Raw genomic sequence first — 26,288 nt, 5'->3', positions numbered from 1 at the left:
CGGGGGCCCCGAAAGGCCCCCGCTCACTGTCCCGATAACTCGGTTCTGCCGGCGTTATTCGCCGGTCTTGCTGAAATCGGTGGTCGGCGGAGCCAGCTTTTTCGTGCTGCCCTGCGCCAGCGGATCGTCCTGACGCTGCACCGAGCCTTCGAAATGGGCGCCGGACTCGATGGCGATGGTCTTGTGGATGATGTCGCCCTCGACCCGCGCGGTCGAGGACAGACGCACCTTCAGCCCGCGCAAGCGGCCGATGACGCGGCCATTGACGATCACCTCGTCGGCCAGCACTTCGCCGCGCACGGTGGCGGTTTCGCCGATGGTCAGCTGACGGGCGCGGATGTCGCCTTCGATGGTGCCTTCGATCTGAACATCACCCGCCGTCTGAAGATCGCCCTTGATGGTCAGGTCCGAGGACAGGACCGACGGCGCGGTGCGCGGACGCGGCGCCGTGGACGCGGCCAACGGTTCTGCCTGCGGGTCGCTGCGCATCGGCTCTGATTCGGGGGGCAGGGTCTTGGGCTGGTTTGGGGTTTCGGTCACACGAGACTTAGAAAACATTCTGTGCCGCCTTGATGAACTTCATAGGGTTTACGGCCGCGCCGTTCACCCGAACCTCATAGTGAAGATGCGGGCCGGTCGACCGTCCGGTGTTGCCCATATCACCGATCAGCGCCCCGCGCGATACCTTCTGGCCGACCTTGACCCGGATCTTGCTGAGATGGCCATAGCGGGTCTCGGTCCCCAGGGCGTGCTCGATCTTGATCAGGTTGCCATAGCCGCGCTGCCAGCCGGCGAAGGTGACGACGCCTTCACCCGGCGCGACGATGGGGGTGCCCACCGGCGCGGCCAGATCGACGCCCTGATGGGCGCGGCCCCAGCGTTGACCGAAGCCCGAAGTATAACGGAACGCCGATTTCACCGGCATGTCGAGCGGCAGCTTGTCGGCGGCGATCCGATAGCGGTTCACCTGGTCGAGGCTGACGATGATTTCCTTCGCCCGCGCTTCGGACTGGGTGATCGCGGCATTGCCGCTGGTCGAGACGGTGGCCGGGGTCAGCGGCCCGCCGACGCCGGCGTAATCCGCATCGACCGCCGACAGCAGCGCATCGGTGTTCAGGCCCAGCTGCGCGAACATGTCGCGATAGGGCAGGGCGGCGGCGGTGGCGGCATCCTCGATCTGGGCGAAAAGCTCTTGATTGCGGGCCATCACCTGTTCCTGCTCGGCGCGGGCCAGTGCGGCCTCTGCCTGCGCCAGACGGGCGGTGGCGGTGGCCTCGTCGCGGGCCTCGGCGGTGGCGCGAAGCTGTTCGTTCAGCGCGTTCAGGGCCAGATCGACCTCTCCCGCCGGGGCCTCGTTGGCGTGGGCCGACACTGCGCTGCCCAGCTTTTGCTGGATCGCATCCAGCCCGGCTTCCAGTTCGTGGTTCTGTTTCTGCACATTCAGCAGGTCGGACTGATAGCGCGCCACCTGATCGAGGGCGACGGCAAAGCGCATCTGCGCCTCGCGGGCTTCCTCGGCCCGGGCGTCCCGCTCATCGGCGAGGGCGGCCAGCCGGCTCTCATAGGTCGACTGCGCCTGCACGGCATGCCCGGTCCCGCTGGCGCCGATCCGGTCCTGAACCAGCAGCGCGCCCGACAGGATCGTCCATCCCATCAGGATCGCGGTCCCGCCCATCAGACCCAGCTGGGTCATCGGCTTGAGATGCAGGATACGGGTCGCGGAGTCGGTCTTCAGATGCAGGCGGCGCTCTGGAAGTATGCGCCCAAGGGCAGAGTTCAGACGGTGGAGCAAGGCAGCCATCCCCAGTCAAGTGATTGATTACGCACCTGTCTTGTGGTTCCCGATCAGACACCGGGCCAAGGGCGAAAAACTGTAACTGTCGTAAACAGGACACAGTGGTCCGTTGCAAGCCTCTTGCCGCGGCGCGGCCCGGAACTGGCAGAAACCCGCCAGCGTCGGCAGATTTTCGCCTAATGCGTGTGTGACAGGCGATGGCGGGGAACCCGGATGCGGTCACTTGTCGCGGCCGGCGGCTGTGGCTATGAATCGGCCCATCCCGCGCGCCCGAGGAGCGGCCATTGACGACCCGTAACGCCGTGACGCTGTTTGTGCTGATCCTGTTGCTTTTCGCGGCGGATCGCGTGTTTTTCCAGGGCCAGTTGCCGACCTTCGTCGGGCGGCAATTCGTCGGTTTCGTGGAATATCTCAGCTTCTGGCGATAGAGGCGTGCGGCGGGGTTTCAATGCCCAGCGAAACGCCTATAAGCGGTGCGAAATCAGTCTGCGGAGGTTCATCATGGCTGTGAAGGTGGCAATCAACGGGTTTGGCCGGATCGGGCGCAACGTGCTGCGCGCGATCATCGAGTCGGGGCGCACCGATATCGAGGTCGTCGCGATCAACGATCTGGGTCCGGTCGAGACGAACGCCCATCTGATCCGCTTTGACAGCGTGCATGGCCGCTTCCCGGGCGAGGTCAAGGTCGATGGCGACAGCATCGATGTCGGCCGCGGCCCGATCAAGGTCACCGCGATCCGCAACCCGGCCGATCTGCCCTGGGGCGATGTCGATGTGGCGATGGAATGCACCGGCATCTTCACCGATGCCGACAAGGCCCGCCAACACCTCGACAACGGGTCCAAGCGCGTGCTCGTCTCGGCGCCGTCGAACGGCGCGGATGCGACCATCGTTTACGGCGTCAACGATGACGTGCTGACGGCCGAGCACAAGATCGTCTCGAATGCGAGTTGCACCACCAACTGCCTGTCGCCGGTGGCGCAGGTGCTGAACGACGCGGTGGGCATCGTCAACGGCTTCATGACCACCGTCCACGCCTATACCGGCGACCAGCCGACGCTGGACACGATGCACAAGGACCTGTATCGCGCCCGCGCCGCGGCGCTGTCGATGATCCCGACCTCGACCGGGGCGGCCAAGGCCGTGGGGCTGGTCCTGCCCGAGCTGAACGGCAAGCTGGACGGCGTGTCGATCCGCGTGCCGACGCCGAACGTCTCGGTGGTCGATCTGGTCTTCACCGCGACCCGCGACACCACCGTGGACGAGATCAATCAGGCGATCCGCGCCGCCGCCGATGGCCGGCTCAAGAACGTGCTGGCCTATACCGACCAGCCCAACGTCTCGATCGACTTCAACCACGACCCGCACTCGTCGATCTTTGCACTCGACCAGACCAAGGTCATGGCTGGCCGGCTGTGCCGCATTCTGACCTGGTATGACAATGAGTGGGGCTTCTCGAACCGGATGAGCGACACCGCCGTCGCCATGGGCAAGCTGATCTGATCCGCGCCCCCGGTTCCCAGACTGAAACGGCCCCTCGCGGGGCCGTTTTCATTTGCGCTTGCGCAGATTCGAGGTCTTGGTCAGCCGCCGCGCATTGGCGCGGGTGCGGCGCCCGTACGGGGTCAGTGCCGCCGACATGACCTGATCGGCCGGCGCGCCATTGGTCACGGCCTTCATGACCGCATCGCCGGCTTCCTGCGCGGCTTCGACCTTTTCGCGCACCATCCGCGATGATTCGTTGCGATGTTGGGGCAGCAGACCCACCATTCCGGCCGCGCGCATCGCGATGACCATCTGGGATTCAAACGAAATCTGAACCACTTGCGACCAAAGCCTTGTGGCGTCGGCCATTCCTTTCGGGAGAAATCCCATGAAATTCTATCCTGTCGCTGGGTTCGCCCATGCTGCACTTGCAGCATGACGAATTCAAGTTGGTAACGAAACACCGCCCGGACAAGGGGTCGGTGGTATTGGCGGCTTCCCTCGCCGGCTGCCTCGGTATATTGCCGCTGTCATGTACAAGACCCTGACGCTTCGCCGCCCCGACGACTGGCACCTGCATCTGCGCGACGGCGAGATGCTGCAGACCGTGGCCCCCCATTCCGCCGCATTCGGCCGCGCGATCATCATGCCCAACCTGGTGCCGCCGGTGGTGACCAGCGAACAGGCCCGCGCCTATCGCGAGCGGATTCTGGCCGCGCTGCCCGAGGGTGCCGCGCTTCAGCCGCTGATGACGCTGTATCTGACGGAAACCACCGATCCGGCGGATGTCGTGGCCGCGCATCGTGACGGCATCATCGCGGCGGTCAAGCTGTATCCGGCCGGCGCGACGACCAACTCCGCCAGCGGCGTGACCGATTTCGACCGCGTCCGCCCGGTTTTCGAGGCCATGGCCGAGGCCGGCGTCCCCCTTTGCGTCCATGGCGAGGTGACCGACCCAGAGGTCGACATCTTCGACCGCGAGGCGGTGTTCATCGACCGCGTGCTCGACCCGATCCGCCGCGCGACGCTGGGGCTGCGCGTGGTGATGGAGCATATCACCACCGCCGAGGGCGTCGATTATGTCCGCGACCATGCCGCTGGCGGCGCGATGGGCGGCACCATCACCACGCATCATCTGGTCATCAACCGCAACGCCATCCTCGCCGGCGGGATCAGGCCGCATTACTATTGCCTGCCCGTCGCCAAGCGCGAGCGGCACCGGCTGGCGCTGCGCACGGCCGCGACCTCGGGGCAGGGCCCGTTCTTTCTGGGCACCGATTCCGCGCCGCACCCCGACCGTGCCAAGCTGCAACCCTGCGGCTGCGCCGGCTGCTTTACCGCGCCCAACACCGTCTCGATCCTCGCGCAGGTCTTTGAGCAGGACGGCGCGCTTGACCAGCTCGAAGCCTTCACCTCGCTGAACGGCCCCGCCTTTTACCGCCTGCCGCCGAACGAGGATCGCATCCGCCTGTCGCGCCATCAGACCCCCGTCACCTTCCCGCAAGAGATCGCAGCGGGCGACGAGACCGTCACCGTCTTCGACCCCGGTTTCCCCCTGTTCTGGCACACGGAGCCCGCATGAGCCTGTCCTTCACCCCGCCCTCTGACATCGCCCGGCTGACCGCCCGCGCCCTGCTGGAAATCGGCGCGGTGGATTTCAACGCGCGCCAGCCCTTCACCTATGCCTCGGGGCTGAAGGGGCCGACCTATGTCGATTGCCGGCGCATCATTTCCTATCCTCGGGTGCGCAGTACGCTTATGGATTTCATGACCGCGACGGTGCTGCGCGACGCGGGGTTCGAGCAGTTCACCAATGTCGCGGGCGGCGAGACGGCGGGGATTCCCTTTGGCGCGCTTGTCGCCGAACGGCTGGGCCTGCCGATGAGCTATGTGCGCAAGAAGCCCAAGGGCTATGGTCGCGGCGCCCGGATCGAGGGGCGGATGGACGAAAGCGATCGGGTGCTGCTGGTCGAGGATCTGACCACCGATGGCGGCTCGAAGCTGAGCTTCGTGGACGCGATCCGCGACAGCGGCGCCTCTTGCGGGCATACGGCGGTGATCTTTTACTATGGCATCTTCCCCGAGACGACGCAGCGGCTGGCCGATCACGGCGTGCGCCTGCATCATCTGTGCAGCTGGTGGGACGTGCTGGACGAGGCCCGCACCCAGGCCGCCTTTGACGAGGCGACGCTCTCCGAGGTCGAGGCGTTTCTGCACGATCCCCGCGCCTGGCAGCAGCGCAATCCGTGAACCGTGACGGGGCGGCAGGTTGTCCCGAACCCGTCCCCGACTTGTCCACAGCTTTACCCACCTGAATCTTCCAGAGGCCGGTTTGGTATTGCCGGCAACTGTGGCATAAGCCTGCTCAAGCCATAGACAGAGACAGCGATGACCGAGATACGCGCATTGCATCCGACCGGCCTTCCGGCGCCGGCGGACGAGCAGACCGTTCCCTTTTCGATCGAGGCCGAGCAGCAATTGCTGGGTGCGTTGCTGACCAATAACGAGGTCTTCGACCGGATCAGCCAGGTGCTGAAATCCGAACATTTCTACGAGCCGGTGCATTCCCGGATCTATGACATCGCGGCCGAGCGCATCCGCAAGAACGCGCTGGCCAGCCCGGTGACGCTCAAGGCGTTTCTGGAAAACGATGCCGGGTTGAAGGATCTGGGCGGGCCCGCCTATCTGGCGCGGCTGGCCGGGGCGGCGATCTCGGCCTATGCGGCGCGGGACTATGCGCAGATGATCCGCGAATTCGCGCTGCGCCGCGACCTGATCGCGTTGGGGCGCGACATCTCGGCCCGCGCGGCCTCGGTGCGGGTCGAGGATGACGCCGAAGAACAGATCAAGGCGGCCGAGCAGACGCTGTACAAGCTTGGCGAGCAAGGCACTGCCGAGCGCGGCTTCCAGTCGTTCCTGAAGGCGGTGACGGGGGCGGTCGATGCCGCCGCGGCGGCATTTCAGCGCGACGGGCAGATGTCGGGCATCCCGACCGCGCTGGTCGATCTGGACCGCAAGATGGGCGGGCTGAACAATTCCGACCTGATTATCCTGGCCGGGCGGCCGTCCATGGGGAAAACCTCGCTCGCGACCAACATCGCCTTCAACGTGGCCAAGGCCTATCGCCCCGGTCAGCGGGCCGACGGCACCACCGGCGCGGTCGAGGGCGGGGTGGTCGGCTTCTTCTCGCTGGAAATGTCGGCGGAGCAGCTGGCGGCGCGGATCCTGTCCGAGGCCGCCGAGGTGGGCAGCCACCAGATCCGCTCGGGCGACATGACCGAAGAGGAATTCCGCCGCTTTGTGCAGGCCGCCAACGACCTGCAATCCTGCCCGCTTTACATCGACGACACGCCGGCCCTGCCGATCAACCAGCTGGCGGCGCGCGCCCGCAAGCTGAAGCGGACGCAGGGGCTGGACCTGCTGATCGTCGACTATCTGCAGCTGCTCAAGGCAGCCTCGGCCCGGGACAGCCGGGTGAACGAGGTGTCCGAGATCACCCAGGGGCTGAAGGCCATCGCCAAGGAGCTGAACATCCCGGTGATCGCGCTGTCGCAGCTGTCGCGGCAGGTCGAGAATCGCGAGGACAAGCGCCCGCAGCTGTCCGACCTGCGCGAATCGGGCTCGATCGAGCAGGACGCCGACATCGTCATGTTCGTCTTCCGCGAGGAATATTACCGTGAGCGCGAAAAACCCGCAGATCACGAGCTGGACAAGCTGGCCAAGTGGCAAGAGGTGATGAACGCCGTTCATGGCAAGGCCGAGGTGATCATCGGCAAGCAGCGCCACGGCCCCATCGGCACGGTCGAGCTGTCCTTCGAGGGCCGCTTTACCCGCTTCGGCAATCTGGAAAAGGCCCGGCAGTCGGATTGGGACTGATCGCCCGCGCCGCAGCCGGCCCTGCCTCGCGTGCCCATCATCCCGGATCGGCGGTCTTGATGGTGACGCCGGCGCCGTCGTCGCTGGCCTCGCCGGCGATCAGGAACAGATCGCCCGCTTCCTCCATCCGCCGGATCGTGGATACCATGGCGGCCATCGCGTCCTCGGCCTCGGCATCCGTTAGCCGCGTCAACTCGGCCATCTCCTCGCGCAGTGATTCGGCCATGCGCGAGGACAGGCTGGCCAGGATGAACTCGGCCGAGGCGGCGTTCTTGCCCTTGGCCCCGGCCAGCGCGCGCAGCAGCGAGGCCTGATCGCCCTCGCGCACGATCCGGGGCACGTCGCGCGGGTCGATGCGCTGCGGGATGTTGGCCCAGGTGAAGATCGTCTTGCGGACCTCATTGGCGAAATCGGCGTCGTCCTGATCCAGCCCGGTCAGAACCTCGTCACGGGTGTTGGCCGGTGTGAAGTTCAGGATCGCGCCGACACGTTCCACAGGTCCGCCGTCCAGCGCCGGTGCGGCCAGAGATTCGGCCGCCTGCAGCAGCGCGACACCGATCCGGCGCAGGGCCGGGGCCTCGATTCCGCCGGTCATCGACATGGCATAGGCGATCTGGCGGGCGCGCAGCGGCGGCATCAGTCCCAGCGTCTGCGCCGCCTTGGGCACCGGCAGGCGCGAGAACATGACCGCCGCAATCTCGGTCGCCTCGCCAAGCGCAAGGTCGGCCAGTTGCGCCGGCGGTAGCGCGGCGATCCGCTCCCACGGGTCGGATTGGCCGGTCATGGCGGCCCGGCGCCGCAGCCGGTCGGTGATGTCGCGCGAGAGCGAATCGCCCAGCATGTCGAGCGTGTCCTCGATCCCGCCCGGAAAGGTCAGCCCGACCTGTTCCAGCGAATCGCAGAACTCGGCCACCACCTGATCGCGCGTGTGCCGGTCGACCATCCCCATCAGCGCCATTTCCTGCGCCAATGCGGCCTGCGAGGTCGGGTCGAGCTGTTCCAGCGACAGCGTCTCGCCATTCGCCAGCAGCAGCCGCACGATCACCGCAGCCTTTTGCCGCGGGGTCAGCCCGGGTTCCAGCATGTCTTGTCATCCCCGCATGATTCGCAGGACCGACCATGTCAGGAAAGGTTTAAGCCCCGGTTATCGCGCCTGACCGAAAACCCGGTCGAAGATCGTGTCGACATGCTTGGTGTGATAGCCCAGATCGAACTTCTCCTCGATCTCGGCGGGCGAGAGGGCGGCGGTGACCTCGGCGTCGGAGAGCAGTTCGGTCTTGAAATCCTTGCCTTCTTCCCAGACCTTCATGGCGTTGCGCTGCACCAGACGATAGGCGTCCTCGCGCGACACGCCGGCTTGCGTCAGCGCCAGCAGGACCCGCTGGCTCATCACCAGGCCCTTGAACTTGTTCATGTTCCTCAGCATATTCTCGGGATAGATCACCAGCTTGTCGACCACGCCAGCCAGCCGGTTCAGCGCGAAATCGAGGGTGATGGTCGCGTCCGGCGCGATGCCGCGTTCGACCGAGGAATGCGAGATGTCGCGTTCATGCCACAGCGCCACATTTTCCATCGCCGGGATTACCGCCATGCGGACCAGCCGCGCCAGCCCGGTCAGGTTCTCGGTCAGCACCGGGTTGCGCTTGTGCGGCATGGCCGACGAGCCCTTTTGACCGGGGCTGAAGAACTCCTCGGCCTCGAGCACCTCGGTCCGCTGCATGTGCCTGATTTCGATGGCGATATTCTCGATGCTGCTGGCGATGACGCCGAGCGTGGCGAAGAACATGGCGTGACGGTCGCGCGGGATGATCTGGGTGCTGATCGGTTCCGGGCGCAGGCCCATCTGCGCGCAGACATGCGCCTCGACCGCCGGGTCGATATTGGCGAAGGTGCCGACCGCGCCGGAGATCGCGCCGGTCGCGACCTCGTCACGGGCCAGTTCAAGCCGGCGCTTGCCACGCTGCATCTCGGCGTAGAAGCGGGCGAAGGTCAGGCCCATCGTTGTCGGTTCGGCGTGGATGCCGTGGCTGCGGCCGATGCGGACGGTGTCCTTGTGCTCAAAGGCGCGGCGTTTCAGCGCGTCCAGCACCTTGTCCATATCGGCCAGCAGGATGTCGGCGGCGCGCACAAGCTGGACGTTCAGCGCGGTGTCTAGCACGTCGGACGAGGTCATACCCTGATGGACGAAGCGCGCCTCGTCATTGCCGATATGCTCAGCCAGATGGGTCAGGAAGGCAATGACGTCATGCTTGGTCACGGCCTCGATCTCATCGATGCGGGCGACGTCGAACTCGACGTCCCTGGCCTTCCACACCGCCTCGGCATTCTCGCGCGGGATCACACCCAGATCGGCCTGGGCGTCGCAGGCATGGGCCTCGATCTCGTACCAGATCCGGAATCGGGTCTCGGGCGACCAGATGGCGGTCATTTCGGGGCGGGAATAGCGCGGGATCATCAAGGCCTCCTAATGTTGCCCGGGGTTTAGCGGTCGCGGCGCTGTTCTGCCAGCACGAAGAGGCGGCAGGCGGTGGCTAGACCCACCTCGGGCGGGCGGGCGTGGTCGATGGCGGCGATCAGCGCGGCGCGGGTGGTGCTGCGTGCGCGGGCGGCGCGGTCCAGCCCGCGCCAGAAGGCGTTTTCGAGACTGACCGAGGTGCGATGCCCGTCGATGCTGACCGAGCGTTTCGCCGGCGCATCCATCGGCGGCAGGTCAATCGTCACGCTTCAACCCGTCAAGCTGCGCGCGAATCCGCTCTGCCTCGGCCCTTTCGGCCCGTTTCTCGGCCTTGGTCCGCCCATGCTTGGCGGCATTGGCGTCGGCCTGGCTGCGCGCGGCGGCGCGCGCCTTTTGCTTGCGGGCCTTGTTCAGATTGAAGACGGTCGGCTGCGCCATGAAAGCCTGCCTGTGAAACGCTGTGCGGGTCTGCTGGCGGCATGGTAGCGCCTCGCCGCGGGACGCAAAAGGCCCGCCGGATCGGCGGGCCTGATGGGATGCGGGTGGTGCGATCAGTCCTCGGGGCCGATCATCAGTTCGGGTCGCACGATGCGGTCGAACTCATCCTCGGTCACAAAGCCCAGGGCCACGGCCTCTTCGCGCAGGGTGGTGCCGTTCTTGTGCGCAGTCTTGGCGACCTTGGTTGCGTTGTCATAGCCGATGGTGGGCGCCAGCGCCGTCACCAGCATCAGCGATTCCTTCATCAGCTTGTCGATGCGCGGGATGTTGGCCTGCGTGCCGACGACCATGTTGTCGGTAAAGCTGCCCGCCGCGTCGCCCAGAAGCTGCAGGGATTGCAACACATTATAGGACATCATCGGGTTATAGACGTTCAGTTCGAAATGCCCCTGCGACCCGGCAAAGCCTACGGCGGCGTCATTGCCCATCACCTGACAGCAGACCATGGTCAGCGCCTCGGCCTGGGTCGGGTTGACCTTGCCGGGCATGATCGAGCTGCCGGGCTCGTTTTCCGGCAGGATCAGCTCACCCAGGCCGGACCGCGGGCCGGAACCCAGCAGCCGCAGGTCGTTGGCGATCTTGAACAGGCTTGCCGCGACGGTTTTCAGCGCGCCGGAAAAGAACACCATCGCGTCATGCGCGGCCAGCGCCTCGAACTTGTTGGGCGCGGTGACAAAGGGCAGGTCGGTGATCTTGGCGATCTCGGCCGCGATGGCCGTGTCCCAGCCCTTTTTGGTGTTCAGCCCGGTGCCGACAGCGGTGCCGCCCTGCGCGAGTTCATAAATCTGTGGCAGGCACATCTGGACCCGCTTGATCCCCATGCGGACCTGATGGGCATAGCCGCCGAACTCCTGACCCAGCGTCAGCGGCGTGGCGTCCTGGGTGTGGGTGCGGCCGATCTTGATGATGTCCTTGAACTCTTCGGACTTGTCCTCGAGCGCCTTGGCCAGCTTTTCCAGCCCCGGCAGCAGCGTGTCGCGGGCCATCATGCCGATGGCGACGTGCATCGCGGTGGGGAAGGTGTCGTTGGACGACTGGCCCATATTGCAGTGATCGTTGGGGTGAACGGGCTTCTTGCTGCCCATCTCGCCGCCCATGATCTCGATCGCGCGGTTCGAGATGACCTCGTTGGCGTTCATGTTCGACTGCGTGCCGGACCCGGTCTGCCAGACGACGAGGGGGAAGTTGTCGTCGAACTTGCCCTCGAATACCTCGGTCGCGGCCTGCTCGATGGCCGGCGCGATGTCGTCGCCCAGCTTGCCATTGGCGTGGTTGACGCGGGCGGCGGCCAGCTTGATCGCACCAAGGGCGCGGATGATCGCCACCGGCTGACGCTCCCACCCGATGGGGAAGTTGCGAATCGAGCGCTGCGTCTGCGCGCCCCAGTATTTGTCGGCAGGAACGTCAAGCGGGCCGAAGCTGTCGGTTTCGGTGCGGGTCTTCGTCATGATGGGCTCCCCTCGCGGTTTGGCGAAATTCTAGCCCTCGGCGCCGGAAACCGCAATCGGTATGCGGTCGCATACCGGAACCGGCTATTTGCGCCACTTGTCCAGGCTGACCACCTCGGCCCCCGATTTGGGTCCGTCGGGCGAGGTGTCGTCGTCGGACGGTTCGGGCCGCAGGTCGATCTGGGCCGAAGAGGGCGCGTCGGGCTCCTGCTCGTCACCCTCTTGCGTTTCGAACCGCAGCCCGAACTCGACCGAGGGATCGACGAAGGTCCGCAGCGAGTCGAAGGGCACGATCAGGCGTTCGGGCGCGTTGCCGAAGTTCAGCGTCACCTCGAACCCGTCGCCGGTGACGCGCAGATCCTCGTACCAATGCTGGATGACGATGGTCATTTCCGCCGGATAGCGTTCGCGCAGCCAGTCTGCGATCTCGACGCCGTCCTCGCGCGTGTCGAAGGTGATGAAGAAATGATGATCGCCGGGCAGGCCATGTTCGGCCACGCGGGACAGAACCTCTGCGATCAGGCCCTGCATGGCCCGATGCATCATTCCGCCGTAATCGATCGCCCCAACCATCGCGCGTCCCCTTTTCCGCTCTGACCGCCAGCATAGGCAATCGGCGGACGATGAAAAGCGCGAATCCGGCAGCGGCCGGGGTGGACGCTGACGCAGCGGCTTCGACTGAAAAAAGGGAAAAGTGGCAGGATTCTGTTGCAAGGCTCCTGCCGGCCCCGCCTTACGCTGCTAAGCGCAAGGAGTTAGGTTTCGGTTACCCGAGCTGCTTACGCAGCCAGAGCGACCGGAGCACGGTTGTCGTTGGCAACTGTACAATTCGCACCGATAACGGTGGTAGCTCACCGAGGTAAAGCAAACCCCTTTAGACGTTCGTCGATCCTGTTTCGGCCCCAGATCCCCCCAACGAAGGCGAATGATGGTGGAGCCGCCGGGTACCGCCCCCGGGTCCGATCCGCTTATTACGAGCGCGTTTATACCTATAGTCCGGGCGAACCCGAACAGTTCGAATATAGGGCGGCCAATGCGGTCCTGCAAGGGTCATGGGCGGGTCTGCCGATGGAACGATGCCCGCGCCGGGCCGTTCCTGCCCCGGACACCTGCAGAAAGGACCCACCATGACCCGTTTCAAGATGTTCACCGCCGCGCTGATCGCCACGCCCATGCTGGCGCTGCCAGTGCTGGCCGACACCGCCCCGCCCGCAGATGCGATGAAGCTGTCCGAGATCCTCGCCAAGTTCGAGACCGATACCGGCGCCGATCTGGCCTATATCGACGAGGTCGATTGGGACGATGACGGCTATTACGAGGTCGAATACCGCACCACTGACGGCCGCGAGGTCGAGGTGCGGCTTGACCCCAAGACCGGCGCGGTGCGTCAGTAAGCCGCAGGGCCCGGGCTAGCGCTCGGGCGGATGCCAGGGCGGCGGCGGCGCGTTGCGGCGCTGCAGCCGCATGGCCAGCCCGATGGCGATGCCGGTGCCGATGGCGATGGTCAGGTCCGCGACAACGGTCAGGATCATCGTCAGCGCCATCAGGAACAGATCGCCGCGCGGCTGCGCCAGCCAGATGCGCCAGCGATGCAACTCGGCCATGTTCCACGCCGTCAGCATCAGCAGCCCGGCCAGCGCCGGCAGGGCGAGCATCCCGGCCACCGGCGCTGCGACCAGCATGATCAGCAGGATCGCCGCCGCATGGACCAGCCCCGCCACCGGCGTCTGCCCCCCGGCCCGCACATTCGTCGCGGTCCGCGCAATCGCCCCCGTCGCCGGCAACCCGCCGAACAGTGCCGAGCCGATATTCGCCGCGCCTTCGGCCATGATCTCGGCATTGGGCCGGTGACTGCCGCCGATCATCCGGTCCGACACCATCGCCGACAGCAGCGATTCGATCCCGGCCAGGAAGGCGATGATCAGCGCCGAGGGCAGCAGTTCACCGATCAGCGTCAGGCTGATGGGCGGCAGGCCCGGCATCGGCAGGCCGCGGGGCAGGGCGCCAAAGCGGCTGGCGATGGTCTCGACCGGCAGATGCCCGATGGCCGCCACGGCCGAGGTGATGCCGATGGCCACGATCAGCCCCGGAAAGCGCGGTGCCATGCGCCGCAGCACAAGGATCAGCACCATCGTCACCAGCCCGATGCCAAGCGCGGTCGGCGACAGGCTGTCGCGCGCCGTCCACAGCGTCTCGATCTTGGGGATGAAATCGGCCGGCACCTCGCCCGTTTGCAGGCCGAATAAATCCTCCAGCTGGCTGGTCGCGATGATGATGGCGATGCCGATGGTAAAGCCGTTGATGACCGGCTCTGGCACCAGCCGGATCAGGTTGCCGGCGCGCAGCAGCGCCCCCACGATCAGGATGATCCCCGCCATCAGCGTGGCCAGCACCAGCCCCGACATGCCATGCGCGGCGATCACCCCATAGACGACGACGATGAACGCCCCCGTCGGCCCGCCGATCTGCACCCGGCTGCCCCCGAGCAGCGAGATCAGGAACCCGCCCGCCACCGCTGTCACGATCCCCGTCTCCGGCGGCGCGCCCGAGGCGATGGCGATGGCAAGGCTGAGCGGCAGGGCCACCATCGCCACCGTCAGCCCGGCCAGAAGATCGGCGCGGAAGGTGGCCGCGTCATAGGATTTCAGCGTGGTGATCAGCTTGGGTTTCATCGCAGAGGTCCGTTCGGTTGCGCGGCCGGCCCGAATCTGCCCCGGACGCGCGGGATTACAAGCGAAAAGGCGGCCCCTTGCGGGGGCCGCCAGCGCTGCCGGACAAGATGTCGCGGCGCGAGCCGGGTCAGAAACCGGCCTTGATCTTCTCGAACTCGGCCAGTTGTTCGTTGCGCTGCTGGGGGTCGTTCGGGGTCTGGTTCAGGATCGGCGCGTCGATGGGGCCAAGGCCGGTCTTCACCGCCTCTTCATCCTTCACCGTCTCCATCCCGGTGGTGGTGGTGGCGCCATAGCCGATGGTGTCCAGCAACCCCTTGGCCGATTCCGGGGCCAACCAGGCGTTGATGAAGTCATAGACCTTGTCCTCGTTGCCGGGGCCGTCCTTCAGATTGACGAAGCCGCAGATGAACTTGGACGAGCCTTCCTTGGGCGCGCGCTGAAAGCCCACCGGATAATCATCAGCCTGCAGATAGACCACGCCATCATTCCACGACCACGCCACATCGACCTGCCCGGACGCCATCAGCTGCGCCTGCTCCGACGGGTCGGACCAATAGGCGGCGACGTTTTCATGCGCCTTGCGCAGCCAGTCGGCGGCGGCCTTGAACTGCTCGTCCGTGACGTCGGTCCAGTCGGTGACGCCGGTCGCCAGATAGGCCAGCGCCCAGACATCGTCCGAGCTGTCGGGCAGCGAGATGCGGCCGGCATAATCGGGGTCGATGAACACATCCAGCGAGGCCACATCCTCGGCCGGGACGGTTTCGGTGTTATAGGCAATCGCCGTCGCACCCCAATCGGTCGGGATGTACCAGACGCCCTCGTCGTCGTGGAACACCTCGGAATTGTTCAGCTCGGGGTCCATATCGGCATAGGCGGGGATGCGCGAGACGTCCCAGGGCTCGATCAGCCCGGCGTCGCGGTATTTCGACACCATCTGGCTGCAGGGATGGACGACATCGGCCTTGAAGCCAGAGGCGACCTTTTGAAACGCCTCGTCATCATCGCCGTAAAAGGCAAAGGTCGGGCCTTCGCCGTGCTTGTCGATATAGCCCTGATAGATCACCGGTTCTTCGAATCCGGCCCAGTCGAAGACCGTCAGTTCAGGGTCGGCGGCCCAAGCCCCGGCGGTCAGGGCGGGAAGGGTCAGGGCAGCAAGCGCGGCATGGGTCGCGGTCGAGCGCAGCAAGGTCATCAGGCGTGGCCTTTCGGTTCAGGAAACATGATCCTGACGCTAGCCGGGCGAAACCGGTCAGGCAAGCGCGATCAGGGGCGGCCTCAGCGCATCCGCAGGGCGCCGTCGATGCGGAAGACCTCGCCGTTCAGATATTCCGATTGCAGGATGGTTCCGACCAGCCGGGCGAATTCCTCGGGCAGGCCAAGGCGCTTGGGAAAGGTGACCTCGGAGGCCAGGCTGTCCTGCACCTCTTGCGGCAGGCCGCGCAGCATCGGCGTGCCGAAGATGCCGGGCGCAATCGCCATGATGCGGATGCCGTTGCGGGCCAGATCGCGGGCGATGGGCAGCGTCATGCCGGCGATCCCGGCCTTGGACGCCGCATAGGCCGCCTGTCCGGCCTGCCCGTCATAGGCCGCGATCGAGGCGGTGTTGACGATCACGCCGCGTTCCGGCCCCGGATTGCCCGCCATCTCGGCTGCGGCGAGGCGCAGCACGTTGAAGCTGCCGAGCAGGTTGACCTCGATGGTGCGGCGAAAGCTGTCGAGCGCGTGCGGCCCGTCGCGGCCAAGGGTCTTTTCCCCGGTCGCGATTCCTGCGCAGTTGATGCAGGCGGTGATCCGGCCCATCCGGTCCACGGCATGGGCGATGGCCGCCGCGACGCTCGCCTCGTCCGTGACATCGGTGCGGGCGAAATGGGCGCCTATCTTGTCCGCGACCTCGGCTCCGCGCGGATCGTGGTCCAGCACCGTCACCTGCGCGCCCTGTTCGCGCAGATATTGCGCCGTGGCGTGACCCAGACCCGAGGCGCCGCCGGTCACGATGGCGCAGGTTTCGTTCAACTGCATCTGGCGGTTTCCTTTGCTTGCAGGGTTCAGCGTTCAGCTTCCGATGCGGGCCATGTCGAACTCGGTCGTCTGATAGATCTCGTTCACCCAGTTGCCATAGAGAAGATGCGCGTGGCTGCGCCAGCGGTTCGCCGGCATCCGGGTCGGATCGTCGTCGGGATAGTAATTGACCGGCAGCGCGATCCCTTTGCCCGAGGCGACGTCGCGGTCATATTCCTCCTTGAGCGTCGTCGAATCATATTCGAAGTGGTTGAACACATACAGCGCCCGGTGCCCGCTATCCTGCAGCAGGCAGGGCCCGACCTCGTCCGACGCCAGCAGCGTCTCCAGCGCCGGGATGGCGGCCACATCCTCGGCCCGGACCTCGGTCCAGCGGCTGACCGGGATCAGCAGATCGTCGGAGAAACCCCGCAGATAGGGCGAGGAAGGCGCCCGGTTTTCGTGCCGGTAGCAGCCGAACGCCTTCACCGGCAGATCATGCTTGGGCAGGCCGTGGAAGTGCCAGGCCATCGCCATCGCCCCCCAGCAGACGCCGAAGGTCGAATGGACATGGGTCTGGGTCCAGTCAAAGACGCGGGTCAGTTCGTCCCAATAGGTCACCTCCTCAAACGGAAGCTGCTCGATGGGGGCGCCGGTGATGATCAGCCCGTCGAACTTCTCGCCCGTCGCCTCGACATCGCAAAAGCGGCGATAAAAGGACTGCATGTGGTCGGCGGCGGTGTTGCGGCTGTCATGGTCCGACATGCGGATCAGCTGAAAGTCGATCTGCAGCGGCGTGGCCCCGATCAGGCGGGCGAACTGGTTCTCGGTCTGGATCTTCTTGGGCATCAGGTTCAGCAGACCGATCCGCAGCGGCCGGATATCCTGCGTCGCCGCGCGCCCCGGCGACATGACCATGACGCCTTCATTCGACAGGATGTCATAGGCGGGCAGGTCGTTGGGCAGGGTGATGGGCATGGCTCAGGCGTCCTTGCGGTGCAGGCAGGCAGGGTCGGAAGCGGGCGCGGGATAGCCCGTGCGGCGGTCGATGGCGCGCGCGATGAGGCTGTTGAACTGATCCGGGGTGCGGATTTCGGACACCTCCTCGGCGGTGACGGTCACGCCGCGCCGGGCCATGGCCGCATAACGGGGCTGGCGATGGGCCAGCGCGCGGGCATAGGTCCAGCGGATGAAATCGTCGGGATCGACCTCTTCCTCGCGCAGGCCCTTGATCATGCGATAGTCGCGCCAGGCATGGTCCAGGAACTGCGGCTGATAATACATCGGCTTGGGCGCGCGGTCGAAGCGGCGCACCAGTTCCGCCGTATGCGCGTCGGACCCCTTGATCCAGACCAGCAGAAGATGCTGTTCCAGCGTCCCCAGCACCGGATCATCGGGATCGTCCGGGTCCACCACCTCGCAGATCGAGCCGCCGCTGTCGCAGACGAAATGCGGCAGGCGATAGATGTCGTCGGCGCGGCGGATGAAATGCGGCGTGTCGAGCAGCGCCGCGATCTCGCCCGTGCGGTGCTGGGCCTGCCGGATCAGATATTCGTCGAAGGGCAGGCCGCCGCGGGTCTGGCTGCCGGGCTTGCCCAGATAGGTCGACAGCGGCGAGAGATTGTCGAAGGCGATGTTGCTGCCGATATAGACGCTGTCCGACAGCAGCAGATCGCGCAGGAACGGCACCTTCATCGCCTCGCGCTTGAAGTTGTCGGCGATCAACTCGCCCATATAGCGGGTGCCGATGCGGTAATCGATGCTGTAGTGGAACCAGTCGCCCGCCTCGCGCAGCATGTTCGACAGAAAGGTCTTGCCCAGCCCGGACATGCCGAACAGCAGCACCCGCTTACGGTTGCTGGCCAGATATTCCGTTCCGCTGTCGTGGATCATGGCGTCTCCTTCAGGCGGGCAATCTAGGCAGCGCCGCCTGAAAGGAAAAGCCCCGCTGGTGGCGGGGCTTTCGGTTTGCACGATCCGGCGGCGATCAGAACTGATAGCCGATCCGCAGGCCCAGGCTGACCGCGTGGTTGTCGGTCATGTTGGCGCGCGCGGTGTCCGGGGTGCCGGTCTCGGGGGAGGCATCGCCCAGCTTCATGTAGTTGATGCCGGTGGTGATCTTCCAGTTGTCCTGGGTATAGATCCCGGCCAGCGTCAGGCCGACGCGGCCATTGGTCGGCGCCAGCGGCGAGACGAGATCGTCGCCCTTGGGTTCATAGGTGATCGCGGCCGAACCCGACCATTGATCGGTGAACTTGCGGCCGACGCCGAGCGTGAAGGTGGTCGAATCCTCAAGATTGACAAGCCCGTCGGTCACGCCGAGCCCAAGCGGATCGCCCGGCCCCGTCGGACGGTCGTTGGTGAAAAGTGCCGGATCGACCCGGAATTCCGACCAATAGACGCGGCGGATCTGACCGAAGACCAGCGTATCGGCGGCCACCCCGGTCTGGAAGTCCAGCGCGATCTGGCTGGGGGTGTCGACCTCGGTCACGCTGCCATAGCTGATCGGACCGATCGTCTCGGTCGTGTCGAACTCGTGCTTGATCTTCGAGTAGTAGGTCAGTGCCACGCGGGCAGCGATCTCGGGACGCTCCCACGACACGCCGGCCAGCCAGCCGGCCTTGGTGCTGCTGTCGAGACGTGCGCGATAGCCCGAGACCCCGTCCGGGAACGGGCCGCCATAAGCGGCGCCATTCAGCGTGATGTCGCCCGAGGCTTTCGAGACGCGAATACCGCCGTGAACGCCCATCGCCTCGTTGAACTTGTAGCGCAGAACGCCCGAGATATGGGCGCTTTCCACATTCGCCTTGGTCCCGCCCAGCATGACCGACCGACCCAGCGGATAGTCGATATCAGCGCCGTAAGGATGCTCGACAATGATCGCCCCCGACAGTTGCGGGGTGAACTGGTGCTTGTAGCCAAGCCCGACCACGTTGAAGTTGTCCGCGACGTTCCCGGTCGAGCGGCCGCCATAGATCGCGAGGTCGTTGCCATCCACCTTCGGCCGGGTGATCTGGGCGTTGAACTCGGCGTAGTTGCCCTCTTCGAACAGGATGCCGATCGACTGGGTCGAACGCTCGATCCCGGCTGCGAAGATCGGACTGGCCGAGATCAGCAGAGCCGCCGCGCCGGTCAATTTTTTTTTCATCTTACCCTCCCTGTGCGGGGCGTGCTGACCACCGCTTGCACTTCACGGTAACGCGAGTTGCGGGCGAATCAATCGGCGCGGGCGCCTGACGTCGCGTCCGTGGCCGAGGTCTTGCGCTACCGTGTCGCGGCTGCAACGCTTGTCGCCAAGGTGACGCGGGGGCATGATCCGGCTGGTGCCGCAGACGCAGCAGGCCGCGGCCCCGCACATGCCAGCAAGGACGCGCCAGATGGCTGACAGGTTACGATTCGCGATGCCCAAACAGGCCCCCAAGGGGCTGTTCCGGCGGATGCCGCCGATGGCCTTCGTGCCGGTGCTGGCGCTGCTGCTGCTGGCGCTGGCCTGGCGGTCGGGGATCGGGCGCTTTGCGCTGCCGGTCGGGCTGCCCGGCCTGCTGGAAGGGGCGGCGGCGGCGCTCTTTCTGTTCGCGGCGGGCGGCTACCTGCGCAAGCTGTGGCTGCGTCCCGCCGTGGTGATCGAGGAACTGACCGCGCTGCCCGGCCGGGTCGGGCTGGCAGCGGCGATGGCGGCTTCGGTCGGGTTCGCGGCGGTGATCCTGCCCTATCTGCCGGTCCTTGCGAAAATCGTGCTGGTCCTTGCCATCGCCACCACGCTGGCGCTGCTGTTCGTCGAACTGCGCGAGGCGCTTTCCGGCCCCGGTCCCGCCGCCCGCGTCCCGGATGAGGCGCTGCTGGCCAAGCTGATCGCCGCCCGCGCCAGCGGGCGCGAGGGGCCGACCCCGCCGCGCCATCCGCAGATGATCGGGCCGGACGCGCAGCTTCTGGCCTCGGCGCTGCTGCTTGCGGCCTTTGTGGCGGCCATGGCGGGATGGCCGGGGCCGGGGCAGGTGCTGCTGGTCGCGGGCGGGGTGATTGCAGCGGCGGTGCTGCTGCTGGGGCTTGGGCAGTTGGGTCAGGCGCGCATCCCGCAACCCCTGCGGCCGCTTCTGGCGCTGCATCTGGTGTCGCTGTGCAGCTTGGGCCTCGCGCTTGCCGCCGCTGACATGCGCGTGCCGCAGGCGCTGATCTGGCTGGTCGGCGCCGCGACCCTGGGCGTCGGGGTGATCGCGCTGACCGCTCGGGCCGAGACGGGACGCGGGCTGTTTCACGGCGCCTATGCGGTGGCGCTGGCCAGCGTCGCGCTGGTCTTTGCGCAGGCCGGCGGCGGCGATCTTTTGCCGGGGCTGGCGTTGATCCTTGCCACGCTGATCGTGCTGCCGCTGTGCTTCCTGGGCCTGCGGGACTGGGCGCGGGGCGCGCTGGCCCACCGCTCGAACGCCGCCATTGCATGAGATGTCGGGGCGGGGTGGACAAACCGGGTCTGAAATGAAAAGGGGAACTGCCAAACGAACCCCATAAAGGATGGCTGCGATGCAGATTCGTGAGGCGCTTACCTTCGACGACGTTCTACTGGTTCCGGCCGCCTCGAAGGTGCTGCCGTCCACCGCCGATGTCACCACCCGCGTGACGCGCGGGATCAGCATGAACATCCCGCTGATCAGCTCGGCCATGGACACGGTCACCGAAAGCCGCATGGCCATTGCCATGGCGCAGGCGGGCGGGATCGGCGTCGTCCACCGCAACCTGACCATTGAAGAGCAGGCCGACGAGGTGCGCCGCGTCAAGCGTTTCGAATCCGGCATCGTCTATGATCCGATCACCCTGACCCCCGACCAGACCCTCGCCGACGCCAAGGAACTGGCGCAGCGCTACAACGTCACCGGCTTTCCGGTCGTCGACCAGTCGGGCCGCGTCGTCGGCATCGTGACCAACCGTGACATGCGTTTCGCCAGCGACGACCGCACCCCGGTCCGGGCCATGATGACCGCCGAGGATCTGGCGATCCTGCGAGAGCCCGCCGACCGCGCGCAGGCCATCGACATGATGAAGGAACGCCGGATCGAAAAGCTGCTGGTGACCAATGCCAGCGGCCATCTGACCGGGCTTCTGACGCTGAAGGACACTGAAAAATCCGTGCTGAACCCCATTGCCTGCAAGGACGAGCTGGGCCGCCTGCGTGTCGGCGCGGCCTCGACCGTGGGCGAAGAAGGCTTCGCCCGCAGCACCGCGCTGATCGAGGCCGGCGTCGACATGGTGGTGATCGACACCGCGCATGGCCACTCGGAAGGGGTGGCGCAGGCGGTGGCGCGGCTGCGTGCCTTCAGCGCCGACATCCAGATCGTCGCCGGCAATATCGCGACCGCCGACGCGGCCCGCGCGCTGATCGACGCGGGGGCGGATGCGGTCAAGGTCGGTATCGGGCCGGGCAGCATCTGCACGACGCGGGTGGTGGCCGGCGTCGGCGTGCCGCAGTTGACCGCGATCATGGACGTGGCCTCGGTCGCGGGCGATGTGCCGGTGATCGCCGATGGCGGGATCAAGTTCTCGGGCGATTTCGCCAAGGCGATTGCGGCGGGGGCAAGCTGCGCCATGGTCGGCAGCGCCATCGCCGGCACCGATGAAAGCCCGGGCGAGGTGATCCTGTATCAGGGCCGCAGCTATAAATCCTATCGCGGGATGGGCTCGCTGGGCGCCATGGCGCGCGGCTCGGCCGACCGCTATTTCCAGAAGGACGCGGCCAGCGACAAGCTGGTGCCCGAAGGGATCGAGGGGCAGGTGCCCTACAAGGGCTCGGTGACGGCGGTCATCCACCAGATGGTCGGCGGCTTGCGCGCGGCCATGGGCTATACCGGCAGCGCCAGCGTGCAGGACATGCGCGGCGGCTGCGATTTCGTCCGCATCACCGGCGCGGGGCTGAAGGAAAGCCACGTCCACGACGTGCAGATCACGCGGGAAGCTCCGAATTACCGGATGGGATAGGCGTCAGGTCTGACAGGGGCGGCCGGTCTTAGCGGCAGGCCGCCCTGCAGGTCAGGGGTCTCAGATGAAGCCAAGCTCCAGCCGCGCCTCGTCGGACATCATGTCCATGCCCCATTGCGGCTGGAAGGTCATCTCGACATCGACCTCGCGCACGCCCGGCACGGCTTCGACGGCATCGGCGACCCAGCCCGGCATCTCGCCCGCGACGGGGCAACCGGGGGCGGTCAGGGTCATGACGATGCCGACCTTGCCCTCGGCGTCGATATCGACGGTGTAGATCAGGCCGAGGTCATAGATGTTGACGGGGATTTCGGGGTCGTACACCGTGCGGCAGGCCTCGACCACCTGATCGTAAAGCGGATGTTCCGTGGTCGAGGGGCGGATCAACGGCTCGCCTTCGTTCAGATTGTCGGTCATGGTTTCCTTCCCGTGCTGTCGCATTGCATATAGGCGACATGGCGGGACGCTTCCAGCCCCGCCCGCCCAGGAAAGCCGAGCGATGACCGTCACGATCTATCACAACCCCCGCTGTTCGACCTCTTGCAAGGTGCTGGCCGAGATCCGCGAATGCGGGATCGAGCCTGCCATCGTCGCCTATCTGACCGACCCGCCCACGCGCGCGCAGTTGCGGATGCTGGCGCAAGACAGCGGTCTGGGGGTGCGCGGGTTGCTGCGGCAAAAGAACACACCCTATGACGCGCTGGGTCTGGGCGATGAGGGGCTGGATGACGAGGCGCTGCTGGACGCGCTCGAGGCGCATCCGATTCTGCTGAACCGCCCCATCGTCAGCGGTCCCAAGGGCACCCGGCTGGTGCGGCCGATCTCGGTTCTGGACGAGGTGCTCTAGCGGCCCGCGTCGGCCGATAACGCCTCAGACCCGCAGCGGATCGGATTTCGCCAGCGCGTCGAACCGCATCAGGCTGGCGATCAACTCTGGCATCTGCGCCAGCGGGATCATGTTCGGCCCGTCCGACGGCGCGCGGTCGGGGTCCTCATGCGTCTCGATGAACACGCCCGCGACACCGATCGACACCGCTGCCCGTGCCATGACCGGCGCGAATTCGCGCTGCCCGCCGGACGAGCCGCCTTGCCCGCCGGGCTGCTGGACGGAGTGGGTCGCGTCCATGATCACCGGCCAGCCGGTGCGGGCCATGATCGGCAGCGCCCGCATGTCGGCGACCAGCGTGTTGTAGCCGAAGCTGACCCCGCGTTCGGTCAGCATGATCCGCGAATTGCCGGTCGAGGCGACCTTGTCGGCAACATTGTCCATGTCCCAGGGCGCCAGAAACTGGCCCTTCTTGATATTGACCACCGCCCCGCTTTCGCCCGCCGCCAGCAGCAGGTCGGTTTGCCGCGACAGGAACGCCGGCACCTGGATCACGTCGACCACCGCCCCGGCGGTTCGCGCCTGTTCTGGGTCGTGGATATCGGTCAGGACCGGGCAGCCGATGCGGTCGCGCACGGTTTCCAGCATGCGCACCCCGTCCTGCATCCCGATGCCGCGCTTGCCCGATAGCGAGGTCCGGTTAGCCTTGTCATAGCTGGCCTTGAACACATAGCCCGCACCCGCCTTTTCGCAGGCCTCTGCCATCGCCTCGGCGATCATCAGCGCGTGGTCCAGCGTTTCCAGCTGGCACGGCCCCGCGATCACCGTCAGCGGCAGATCGTTCCCGCAGGTCAGTTTGCCGATTTGGACGTGTTTCATGTCGAGACCTGTTCGCGAAGAATGGAGACCGTCAGCGAGAGCATCAGATATATCCCCATGAAGATCAGGAAGGCCACCACGGTGTTCGACAGCGCCTTGGGATAGGTCGCGTTCTGCGGCGGCACCGGGGCCACCGACAGCGACAGGTAGCGGACCTGCTTGTTCGCCTCGACCCGAGCGATTTCAAGCTGTTCGGCGGCGGCGGCGAGCAGGCCCTGACGGGTCACGAGATCGGCCTCGGCGATGCGAAGCTGACCGGTGATCTGGGCCAGCGAACCGCGGTCGCTGGAATCCTCGGTCAACTCGCTGCGGCGGCTGGCGATCAGCTCTTCAAGCCGCGCAATATCGCCGCGCACGCCAGCGACCCGGCTGGCATTGGGCTGCGGGTTGGCGAGCAGCTGCGCCAGTTCCAGTTCCTTCTTCGTCACCTCGGACTGCATCTGCCCGATCTGGCTCATCACCAGGCCGCTTTCCGTGGCCGGGTCCAGCACCCCGAGCTGCTGTTGCAGCGTCAGCGCCGCCTGCTGGGCGTCGCGCACCCGCGCCTCGGCGGCCTCGTAATTCGCCTGCGCGCCCGACATCTGATCGGCGCGCACACGCGCGGTCATGTCGTCGACCATGCCCTCGGCATAGCGGATCAGAGCGTGCGAATATTCCGAACTCAGCGCCGGTTCCGGTGCGATCACGGTCAGGTTCAGCACGCCCTCGGTCGGGTCGTAGCCGACCTTGACCATGTTCTTGTAGGTCTTGAAGGCGTCGTCATCGGTGGCATCGGGCGGCAGGCGCAGCAGCGGATCAAGCGCGGGATCCTGAAACGCCTGTTTGAAACCGACCTCTTCATCCAGCCGCAGCATGGCGTTTTTCGAGGTCAGATAGCTTTGCACCGCGACCGAATCAGGGTTCAGTTGGAGCCCGCTGAGGATCGAGTTGCCGCTGGCGACCATCGCCGTATCGGCCTGCTGGATCAGGAATTGCGACTTGCTTTCGTAAAGCGGCGTCGCGACCTTGAAGTAATACCAGCCCGCGATGATCGTCGGCAGCACCACCAGCAGCGACAGCCGGACGATCAGCCAGCCCATGCGGATGCGGCGGCGGCGGGCAATGTCGCGCTGGATGCGATAGATCTCGGCTGCGCGCTTTTCCTCCGTCAACTGCTCGCGGGGCGGCAGGTCGGGGCGGGGGCCGGGCGGGGCGAGGTTGACCTGACCCGCGGGGCCGGGCAGCGGGGTCTTGGGCCGCAGCGCCAACTCGCTGCCGGTGGGCGGCGTTTGCGGCGAGGCGGCCATACCGGCGCTGGCCACAAGCTGCGCCAAGGACGAGCGGTGGAACGGGTCGATATTGCGGTCGCGCAGCAGGACCACGGCTTCTTCATCGCTGTTGGCGTCGATGCCGTGCATGGCCGCGATCCGCCGCGCCAGCCGCAACTGCCGCCCGGTCAGGCTTTCCGCGCGGACCGCGGCGATGCGCTGTTCCAGATCGGGCGCGGGCTGGCTGTTCGCGGCCTCGGCGCTTTGCTGCGCCACCTCTGCCGCCTTGGCGGTGGCGGCGGCGGCCTTGCGTCCGGCGGCCTGCTGTTCGCCCAGTCCCGAATCGCTGCGGCGGCTGTGGAAGACCCGAACCTTAGGCGGTGTAGTCATAATATTGCCTTGCCTCGTCCAGCGTTTCGAACATGTAGAGCTTGCCGTCGCGCAGCACCGCTGCCTCGCGGCAGAAGTTTTCCAGCACCTCGGGCTGGTGCGAGACGATGACCACGGTCGAATTCTTCAGCCGTTCGTTCAGGACCTGCCCGGCCTTGCGGTTGAATTCCACATCCGTGGCGCTCGGCATGCCCTCATCTATCAGGTAGACGTCGAATTCCAGCGACAACAGCAGCGAGAACACGAATCTCTGCCGCATCCCCGAGGAATAGGTGCCCACCGGCATGTCGAAATATTCATCGATATCGGTCAGCCAGCGGGTGAAGGCGGCGACGTAGTCGGGATCGAGCCCATAGATCCGCGCGATGAAGCGGGCGTTTTCATTCGCGCTGTGCTTGCCGACGACCCCGCCCATGAAACCCAGCGGAAACGAGATCCGCGAACTGCGCCGGATCACGCCCTCATCAGGCTTTTCCAGCCCGCACATCATGTTGATGATCGTGGTCTTGCCGGTGCCGTTGGGGGCGAGGATGCCCAATGACCGGCCCAGCTCGACCCGGAACGACGCCTGATCGAGGATCACCTTGCGCTGCGTTCCGGTCCAGAACGACTTGGAAACATTATCAAACTCGATCATTCGCGGGCTTTCCCATCCGACCCGGCCGAAAATAGGCGGCATGGCGCCGAAAGTCCATGAATCCCTGCACTCCTGGTTGATGAAGTGTTGACGCGCCCGCAAGGGCTTTTCGCCG

At 66.0% G+C, this 26,288-nt stretch carries 28 protein-coding genes and 1 other RNA gene; 9 read left to right on the top strand and 20 right to left on the bottom strand.

The features are described 5' to 3' along the window. Positions 1-54: 54 nt before the first annotated feature. Complete coding sequence (locus CYR75_RS09015) at positions 55-558, bottom strand: bactofilin family protein (protein ID WP_101499739.1); 504 nt, start codon at positions 556-558, stop codon at positions 55-57. Beyond that, a complete protein-coding gene (locus tag CYR75_RS09010; protein ID WP_101499738.1) occupies positions 548-1,801 on the bottom strand; it encodes a DUF5930 domain-containing protein in 1,254 nt (417 codons plus the stop codon). Before CYR75_RS09010 ends, CYR75_RS09015 begins: the two co-directional genes overlap by 11 nt. 278 nt (positions 1,802-2,079) lie before the next feature. Here CYR75_RS09010 and CYR75_RS16225 point away from each other — a divergent pair, with 278 nt between their 5' ends. Both CYR75_RS16225 and gap read left to right on the top strand, forming a co-directional pair. Then, positions 2,080-2,223: a hypothetical protein gene (locus tag CYR75_RS16225; RefSeq protein WP_192876647.1), complete on the top strand. Its 144-nt coding sequence runs from the start codon at positions 2,080-2,082 to the stop codon at positions 2,221-2,223. A 73-nt stretch (positions 2,224-2,296) separates the two neighbouring features. Beyond that, positions 2,297-3,298 carry a type I glyceraldehyde-3-phosphate dehydrogenase gene (gene gap, locus CYR75_RS09005; protein WP_101499737.1) on the top strand — a complete coding sequence of 334 codons (1,002 nt, stop codon included), beginning with the start codon at positions 2,297-2,299 and terminating at the stop codon, positions 3,296-3,298. 48 nt (positions 3,299-3,346) lie between these two features. On the opposite strand, the gene CYR75_RS09000 is transcribed toward gap, so the two are convergent. Next, entirely contained in the window at positions 3,347-3,649 is a 303-nt protein-coding gene (locus tag CYR75_RS09000; RefSeq protein ID WP_225972664.1) for an antibiotic ABC transporter, read from the bottom strand. A gap of 163 nt (positions 3,650-3,812) precedes the next feature. On the opposite strand from CYR75_RS09000, the gene pyrC reads away from it, so the two are divergent. The 3 genes from pyrC to CYR75_RS08985 all read left to right on the top strand — a co-directional run bounded on the left by pyrC (position 3,813) and on the right by CYR75_RS08985 (position 7,156). Further along, entirely contained in the window at positions 3,813-4,862 is a 1,050-nt protein-coding gene (gene pyrC, locus CYR75_RS08995) for a dihydroorotase (protein ID WP_101499735.1), read from the top strand. Continuing rightward, a complete protein-coding gene (locus CYR75_RS08990; protein ID WP_101499734.1) occupies positions 4,859-5,530 on the top strand; it encodes an orotate phosphoribosyltransferase in 672 nt (223 codons plus the stop codon). The genes pyrC and CYR75_RS08990 overlap by 4 nt, the downstream gene beginning before the upstream one ends. Before the next feature lie 138 nt (positions 5,531-5,668). Beyond that, positions 5,669-7,156, top strand: coding sequence for a replicative DNA helicase (locus CYR75_RS08985; protein WP_101499733.1), 1,488 nt, complete (start codon positions 5,669-5,671; stop codon positions 7,154-7,156). Positions 7,157-7,193: 37 nt separating this feature from the next. On the opposite strand, the gene CYR75_RS08980 is transcribed toward CYR75_RS08985, so the two are convergent. The 7 genes from CYR75_RS08980 to ssrA all read right to left on the bottom strand — a co-directional run bounded on the left by CYR75_RS08980 (position 7,194) and on the right by ssrA (position 12,608). Then, positions 7,194-8,240, bottom strand: a complete 1,047-nt coding sequence (locus tag CYR75_RS08980) for a flagellar motor switch protein FliG (protein ID WP_101499732.1) — start codon at positions 8,238-8,240, stop codon at positions 7,194-7,196. A 60-nt stretch (positions 8,241-8,300) separates the two neighbouring features. Continuing rightward, positions 8,301-9,611, bottom strand: coding sequence for an adenylosuccinate lyase (purB, locus tag CYR75_RS08975; protein WP_101499731.1), 1,311 nt, complete (start codon positions 9,609-9,611; stop codon positions 8,301-8,303). A 26-nt stretch (positions 9,612-9,637) separates the two neighbouring features. Continuing rightward, complete coding sequence (locus CYR75_RS08970; RefSeq protein WP_101499730.1) at positions 9,638-9,856, bottom strand: ribbon-helix-helix domain-containing protein; 219 nt, start codon at positions 9,854-9,856, stop codon at positions 9,638-9,640. 10 nt (positions 9,857-9,866) lie between these two features. Further along, a complete protein-coding gene (locus tag CYR75_RS08965) occupies positions 9,867-10,049 on the bottom strand; it encodes a DUF4169 family protein (RefSeq protein WP_101499729.1) in 183 nt (60 codons plus the stop codon). Positions 10,050-10,162: 113 nt separating this feature from the next. Then, complete coding sequence (gene fumC, locus CYR75_RS08960; RefSeq protein WP_101499728.1) at positions 10,163-11,557, bottom strand: class II fumarate hydratase; 1,395 nt, start codon at positions 11,555-11,557, stop codon at positions 10,163-10,165. Positions 11,558-11,641: 84 nt separating this feature from the next. Continuing rightward, positions 11,642-12,130, bottom strand: coding sequence for an SspB family protein (locus CYR75_RS08955; protein ID WP_101499727.1), 489 nt, complete (start codon positions 12,128-12,130; stop codon positions 11,642-11,644). A 120-nt stretch (positions 12,131-12,250) separates the two neighbouring features. After that, positions 12,251-12,608, bottom strand: a transfer-messenger RNA (tmRNA) gene (gene ssrA, locus CYR75_RS08950). Between the two features lie 76 nt (positions 12,609-12,684). Here ssrA and CYR75_RS08945 point away from each other — a divergent pair. Next, complete coding sequence (locus CYR75_RS08945; protein WP_101499726.1) at positions 12,685-12,951, top strand: PepSY domain-containing protein; 267 nt, start codon at positions 12,685-12,687, stop codon at positions 12,949-12,951. 15 nt (positions 12,952-12,966) lie between these two features. Here CYR75_RS08945 and CYR75_RS08940 read toward each other — a convergent pair whose 3' ends face one another. The 6 genes from CYR75_RS08940 to CYR75_RS08915 form a co-directional block, all read right to left on the bottom strand. Beyond that, entirely contained in the window at positions 12,967-14,229 is a 1,263-nt protein-coding gene (locus CYR75_RS08940; protein WP_101499725.1) for a SulP family inorganic anion transporter, read from the bottom strand. Positions 14,230-14,356: 127 nt separating this feature from the next. Further along, the gene (locus CYR75_RS08935) at positions 14,357-15,421 is read right to left on the bottom strand and encodes an ABC transporter substrate-binding protein (RefSeq protein WP_101499724.1); all 1,065 of its coding nucleotides are present in this window, start codon (positions 15,419-15,421) and stop codon (positions 14,357-14,359) included. Between the two features lie 83 nt (positions 15,422-15,504). Further along, positions 15,505-16,248 carry an SDR family NAD(P)-dependent oxidoreductase gene (locus tag CYR75_RS08930; protein WP_101499723.1) on the bottom strand — a complete coding sequence of 248 codons (744 nt, stop codon included), beginning with the start codon at positions 16,246-16,248 and terminating at the stop codon, positions 15,505-15,507. Between the two features lie 33 nt (positions 16,249-16,281). Further along, on the bottom strand, positions 16,282-17,205 hold the full coding sequence (locus CYR75_RS08925) for a homoserine O-succinyltransferase (RefSeq protein ID WP_101499722.1): 924 nt from the start codon (positions 17,203-17,205) through the stop codon (positions 16,282-16,284). Between the two features lie 3 nt (positions 17,206-17,208). Next, positions 17,209-18,120, bottom strand: coding sequence for an ATPase (locus CYR75_RS08920; protein WP_101499721.1), 912 nt, complete (start codon positions 18,118-18,120; stop codon positions 17,209-17,211). A gap of 94 nt (positions 18,121-18,214) precedes the next feature. Beyond that, the gene (locus tag CYR75_RS08915; RefSeq protein WP_101499720.1) at positions 18,215-19,375 is read right to left on the bottom strand and encodes an OmpP1/FadL family transporter; all 1,161 of its coding nucleotides are present in this window, start codon (positions 19,373-19,375) and stop codon (positions 18,215-18,217) included. Between the two features lie 229 nt (positions 19,376-19,604). On the opposite strand from CYR75_RS08915, the gene CYR75_RS08910 reads away from it, so the two are divergent. Both CYR75_RS08910 and guaB read left to right on the top strand, forming a co-directional pair. Continuing rightward, entirely contained in the window at positions 19,605-20,666 is a 1,062-nt protein-coding gene (locus CYR75_RS08910; protein WP_158644622.1) for a hypothetical protein, read from the top strand. A gap of 79 nt (positions 20,667-20,745) precedes the next feature. Then, entirely contained in the window at positions 20,746-22,194 is a 1,449-nt protein-coding gene (gene guaB / locus CYR75_RS08905) for an IMP dehydrogenase (protein WP_101499718.1), read from the top strand. Positions 22,195-22,254: 60 nt separating this feature from the next. On the opposite strand, the gene CYR75_RS08900 is transcribed toward guaB, so the two are convergent. Next, positions 22,255-22,611, bottom strand: coding sequence for an SUF system Fe-S cluster assembly protein (locus CYR75_RS08900; protein ID WP_101499717.1), 357 nt, complete (start codon positions 22,609-22,611; stop codon positions 22,255-22,257). 82 nt (positions 22,612-22,693) lie between these two features. Here CYR75_RS08900 and arsC point away from each other — a divergent pair, with 82 nt between their 5' ends. Continuing rightward, positions 22,694-23,041, top strand: a complete 348-nt coding sequence (arsC, locus tag CYR75_RS08895) for an arsenate reductase (glutaredoxin) (protein WP_101499716.1) — start codon at positions 22,694-22,696, stop codon at positions 23,039-23,041. Between the two features lie 24 nt (positions 23,042-23,065). Here arsC and kdsA read toward each other — a convergent pair whose 3' ends face one another. The 3 genes from kdsA to CYR75_RS08880 are packed head-to-tail and all read right to left on the bottom strand — an operon-like array spanning position 23,066 to position 26,173. After that, complete coding sequence (kdsA, locus tag CYR75_RS08890; protein WP_101499715.1) at positions 23,066-23,899, bottom strand: 3-deoxy-8-phosphooctulonate synthase; 834 nt, start codon at positions 23,897-23,899, stop codon at positions 23,066-23,068. Beyond that, positions 23,896-25,536: a capsule biosynthesis protein gene (locus tag CYR75_RS08885; protein ID WP_101499714.1), complete on the bottom strand. Its 1,641-nt coding sequence runs from the start codon at positions 25,534-25,536 to the stop codon at positions 23,896-23,898. Before CYR75_RS08885 ends, kdsA begins: the two co-directional genes overlap by 4 nt. After that, a complete protein-coding gene (locus CYR75_RS08880; protein ID WP_101499713.1) occupies positions 25,520-26,173 on the bottom strand; it encodes an ABC transporter ATP-binding protein in 654 nt (217 codons plus the stop codon). The genes CYR75_RS08885 and CYR75_RS08880 overlap by 17 nt, the downstream gene beginning before the upstream one ends. Between the last annotated feature and the right edge of the window lie 115 nt (positions 26,174-26,288).

Origin of the sequence: Paracoccus jeotgali (assembly GCF_002865605.1) — a bacterium.
Taxonomy (GTDB): Bacteria; Pseudomonadota; Alphaproteobacteria; order Rhodobacterales; family Rhodobacteraceae; genus Paracoccus; species Paracoccus jeotgali.
This window is presented reverse-complemented; position numbering and strand designations above follow the sequence as displayed.

Bases quoted from the DNA above. Each gene is read 5' to 3' on its own strand.
- CYR75_RS09015 (WP_101499739.1), bottom strand. From the start codon at position 558: ATGTTTTCTAAGTCTCGTGTGACCGAAACCCCAAACCAGCCCAAGACC.
- CYR75_RS09010 (WP_101499738.1), bottom strand. From the start codon at position 1,801: ATGGCTGCCTTGCTCCACCGTCTGAACTCTGCCCTTGGGCGCATACTT.
- gap (WP_101499737.1), top strand. From the start codon at position 2,297: ATGGCTGTGAAGGTGGCAATCAACGGGTTTGGCCGGATCGGGCGCAAC.
- CYR75_RS09000 (WP_225972664.1), bottom strand. From the start codon at position 3,649: ATGGCCGACGCCACAAGGCTTTGGTCGCAAGTGGTTCAGATTTCGTTT.
- pyrC (WP_101499735.1), top strand. From the start codon at position 3,813: ATGTACAAGACCCTGACGCTTCGCCGCCCCGACGACTGGCACCTGCAT.
- CYR75_RS08990 (WP_101499734.1), top strand. From the start codon at position 4,859: ATGAGCCTGTCCTTCACCCCGCCCTCTGACATCGCCCGGCTGACCGCC.
- CYR75_RS08985 (WP_101499733.1), top strand. From the start codon at position 5,669: ATGACCGAGATACGCGCATTGCATCCGACCGGCCTTCCGGCGCCGGCG.
- CYR75_RS08980 (WP_101499732.1), bottom strand. From the start codon at position 8,240: ATGCTGGAACCCGGGCTGACCCCGCGGCAAAAGGCTGCGGTGATCGTG.
- purB (WP_101499731.1), bottom strand. From the start codon at position 9,611: ATGATCCCGCGCTATTCCCGCCCCGAAATGACCGCCATCTGGTCGCCC.
- CYR75_RS08970 (WP_101499730.1), bottom strand. From the start codon at position 9,856: ATGGATGCGCCGGCGAAACGCTCGGTCAGCATCGACGGGCATCGCACC.
- CYR75_RS08965 (WP_101499729.1), bottom strand. From the start codon at position 10,049: ATGGCGCAGCCGACCGTCTTCAATCTGAACAAGGCCCGCAAGCAAAAG.
- fumC (WP_101499728.1), bottom strand. From the start codon at position 11,557: ATGACGAAGACCCGCACCGAAACCGACAGCTTCGGCCCGCTTGACGTT.
- CYR75_RS08955 (WP_101499727.1), bottom strand. From the start codon at position 12,130: ATGGTTGGGGCGATCGATTACGGCGGAATGATGCATCGGGCCATGCAG.
- CYR75_RS08945 (WP_101499726.1), top strand. From the start codon at position 12,685: ATGACCCGTTTCAAGATGTTCACCGCCGCGCTGATCGCCACGCCCATG.
- CYR75_RS08940 (WP_101499725.1), bottom strand. From the start codon at position 14,229: ATGAAACCCAAGCTGATCACCACGCTGAAATCCTATGACGCGGCCACC.
- CYR75_RS08935 (WP_101499724.1), bottom strand. From the start codon at position 15,421: ATGACCTTGCTGCGCTCGACCGCGACCCATGCCGCGCTTGCTGCCCTG.
- CYR75_RS08930 (WP_101499723.1), bottom strand. From the start codon at position 16,248: ATGCAGTTGAACGAAACCTGCGCCATCGTGACCGGCGGCGCCTCGGGT.
- CYR75_RS08925 (WP_101499722.1), bottom strand. From the start codon at position 17,205: ATGCCCATCACCCTGCCCAACGACCTGCCCGCCTATGACATCCTGTCG.
- CYR75_RS08920 (WP_101499721.1), bottom strand. From the start codon at position 18,120: ATGATCCACGACAGCGGAACGGAATATCTGGCCAGCAACCGTAAGCGG.
- CYR75_RS08915 (WP_101499720.1), bottom strand. From the start codon at position 19,375: ATGAAAAAAAAATTGACCGGCGCGGCGGCTCTGCTGATCTCGGCCAGT.
- CYR75_RS08910 (WP_158644622.1), top strand. From the start codon at position 19,605: ATGGCTGACAGGTTACGATTCGCGATGCCCAAACAGGCCCCCAAGGGG.
- guaB (WP_101499718.1), top strand. From the start codon at position 20,746: ATGCAGATTCGTGAGGCGCTTACCTTCGACGACGTTCTACTGGTTCCG.
- CYR75_RS08900 (WP_101499717.1), bottom strand. From the start codon at position 22,611: ATGACCGACAATCTGAACGAAGGCGAGCCGTTGATCCGCCCCTCGACC.
- arsC (WP_101499716.1), top strand. From the start codon at position 22,694: ATGACCGTCACGATCTATCACAACCCCCGCTGTTCGACCTCTTGCAAG.
- kdsA (WP_101499715.1), bottom strand. From the start codon at position 23,899: ATGAAACACGTCCAAATCGGCAAACTGACCTGCGGGAACGATCTGCCG.
- CYR75_RS08885 (WP_101499714.1), bottom strand. From the start codon at position 25,536: ATGACTACACCGCCTAAGGTTCGGGTCTTCCACAGCCGCCGCAGCGAT.
- CYR75_RS08880 (WP_101499713.1), bottom strand. From the start codon at position 26,173: ATGATCGAGTTTGATAATGTTTCCAAGTCGTTCTGGACCGGAACGCAG.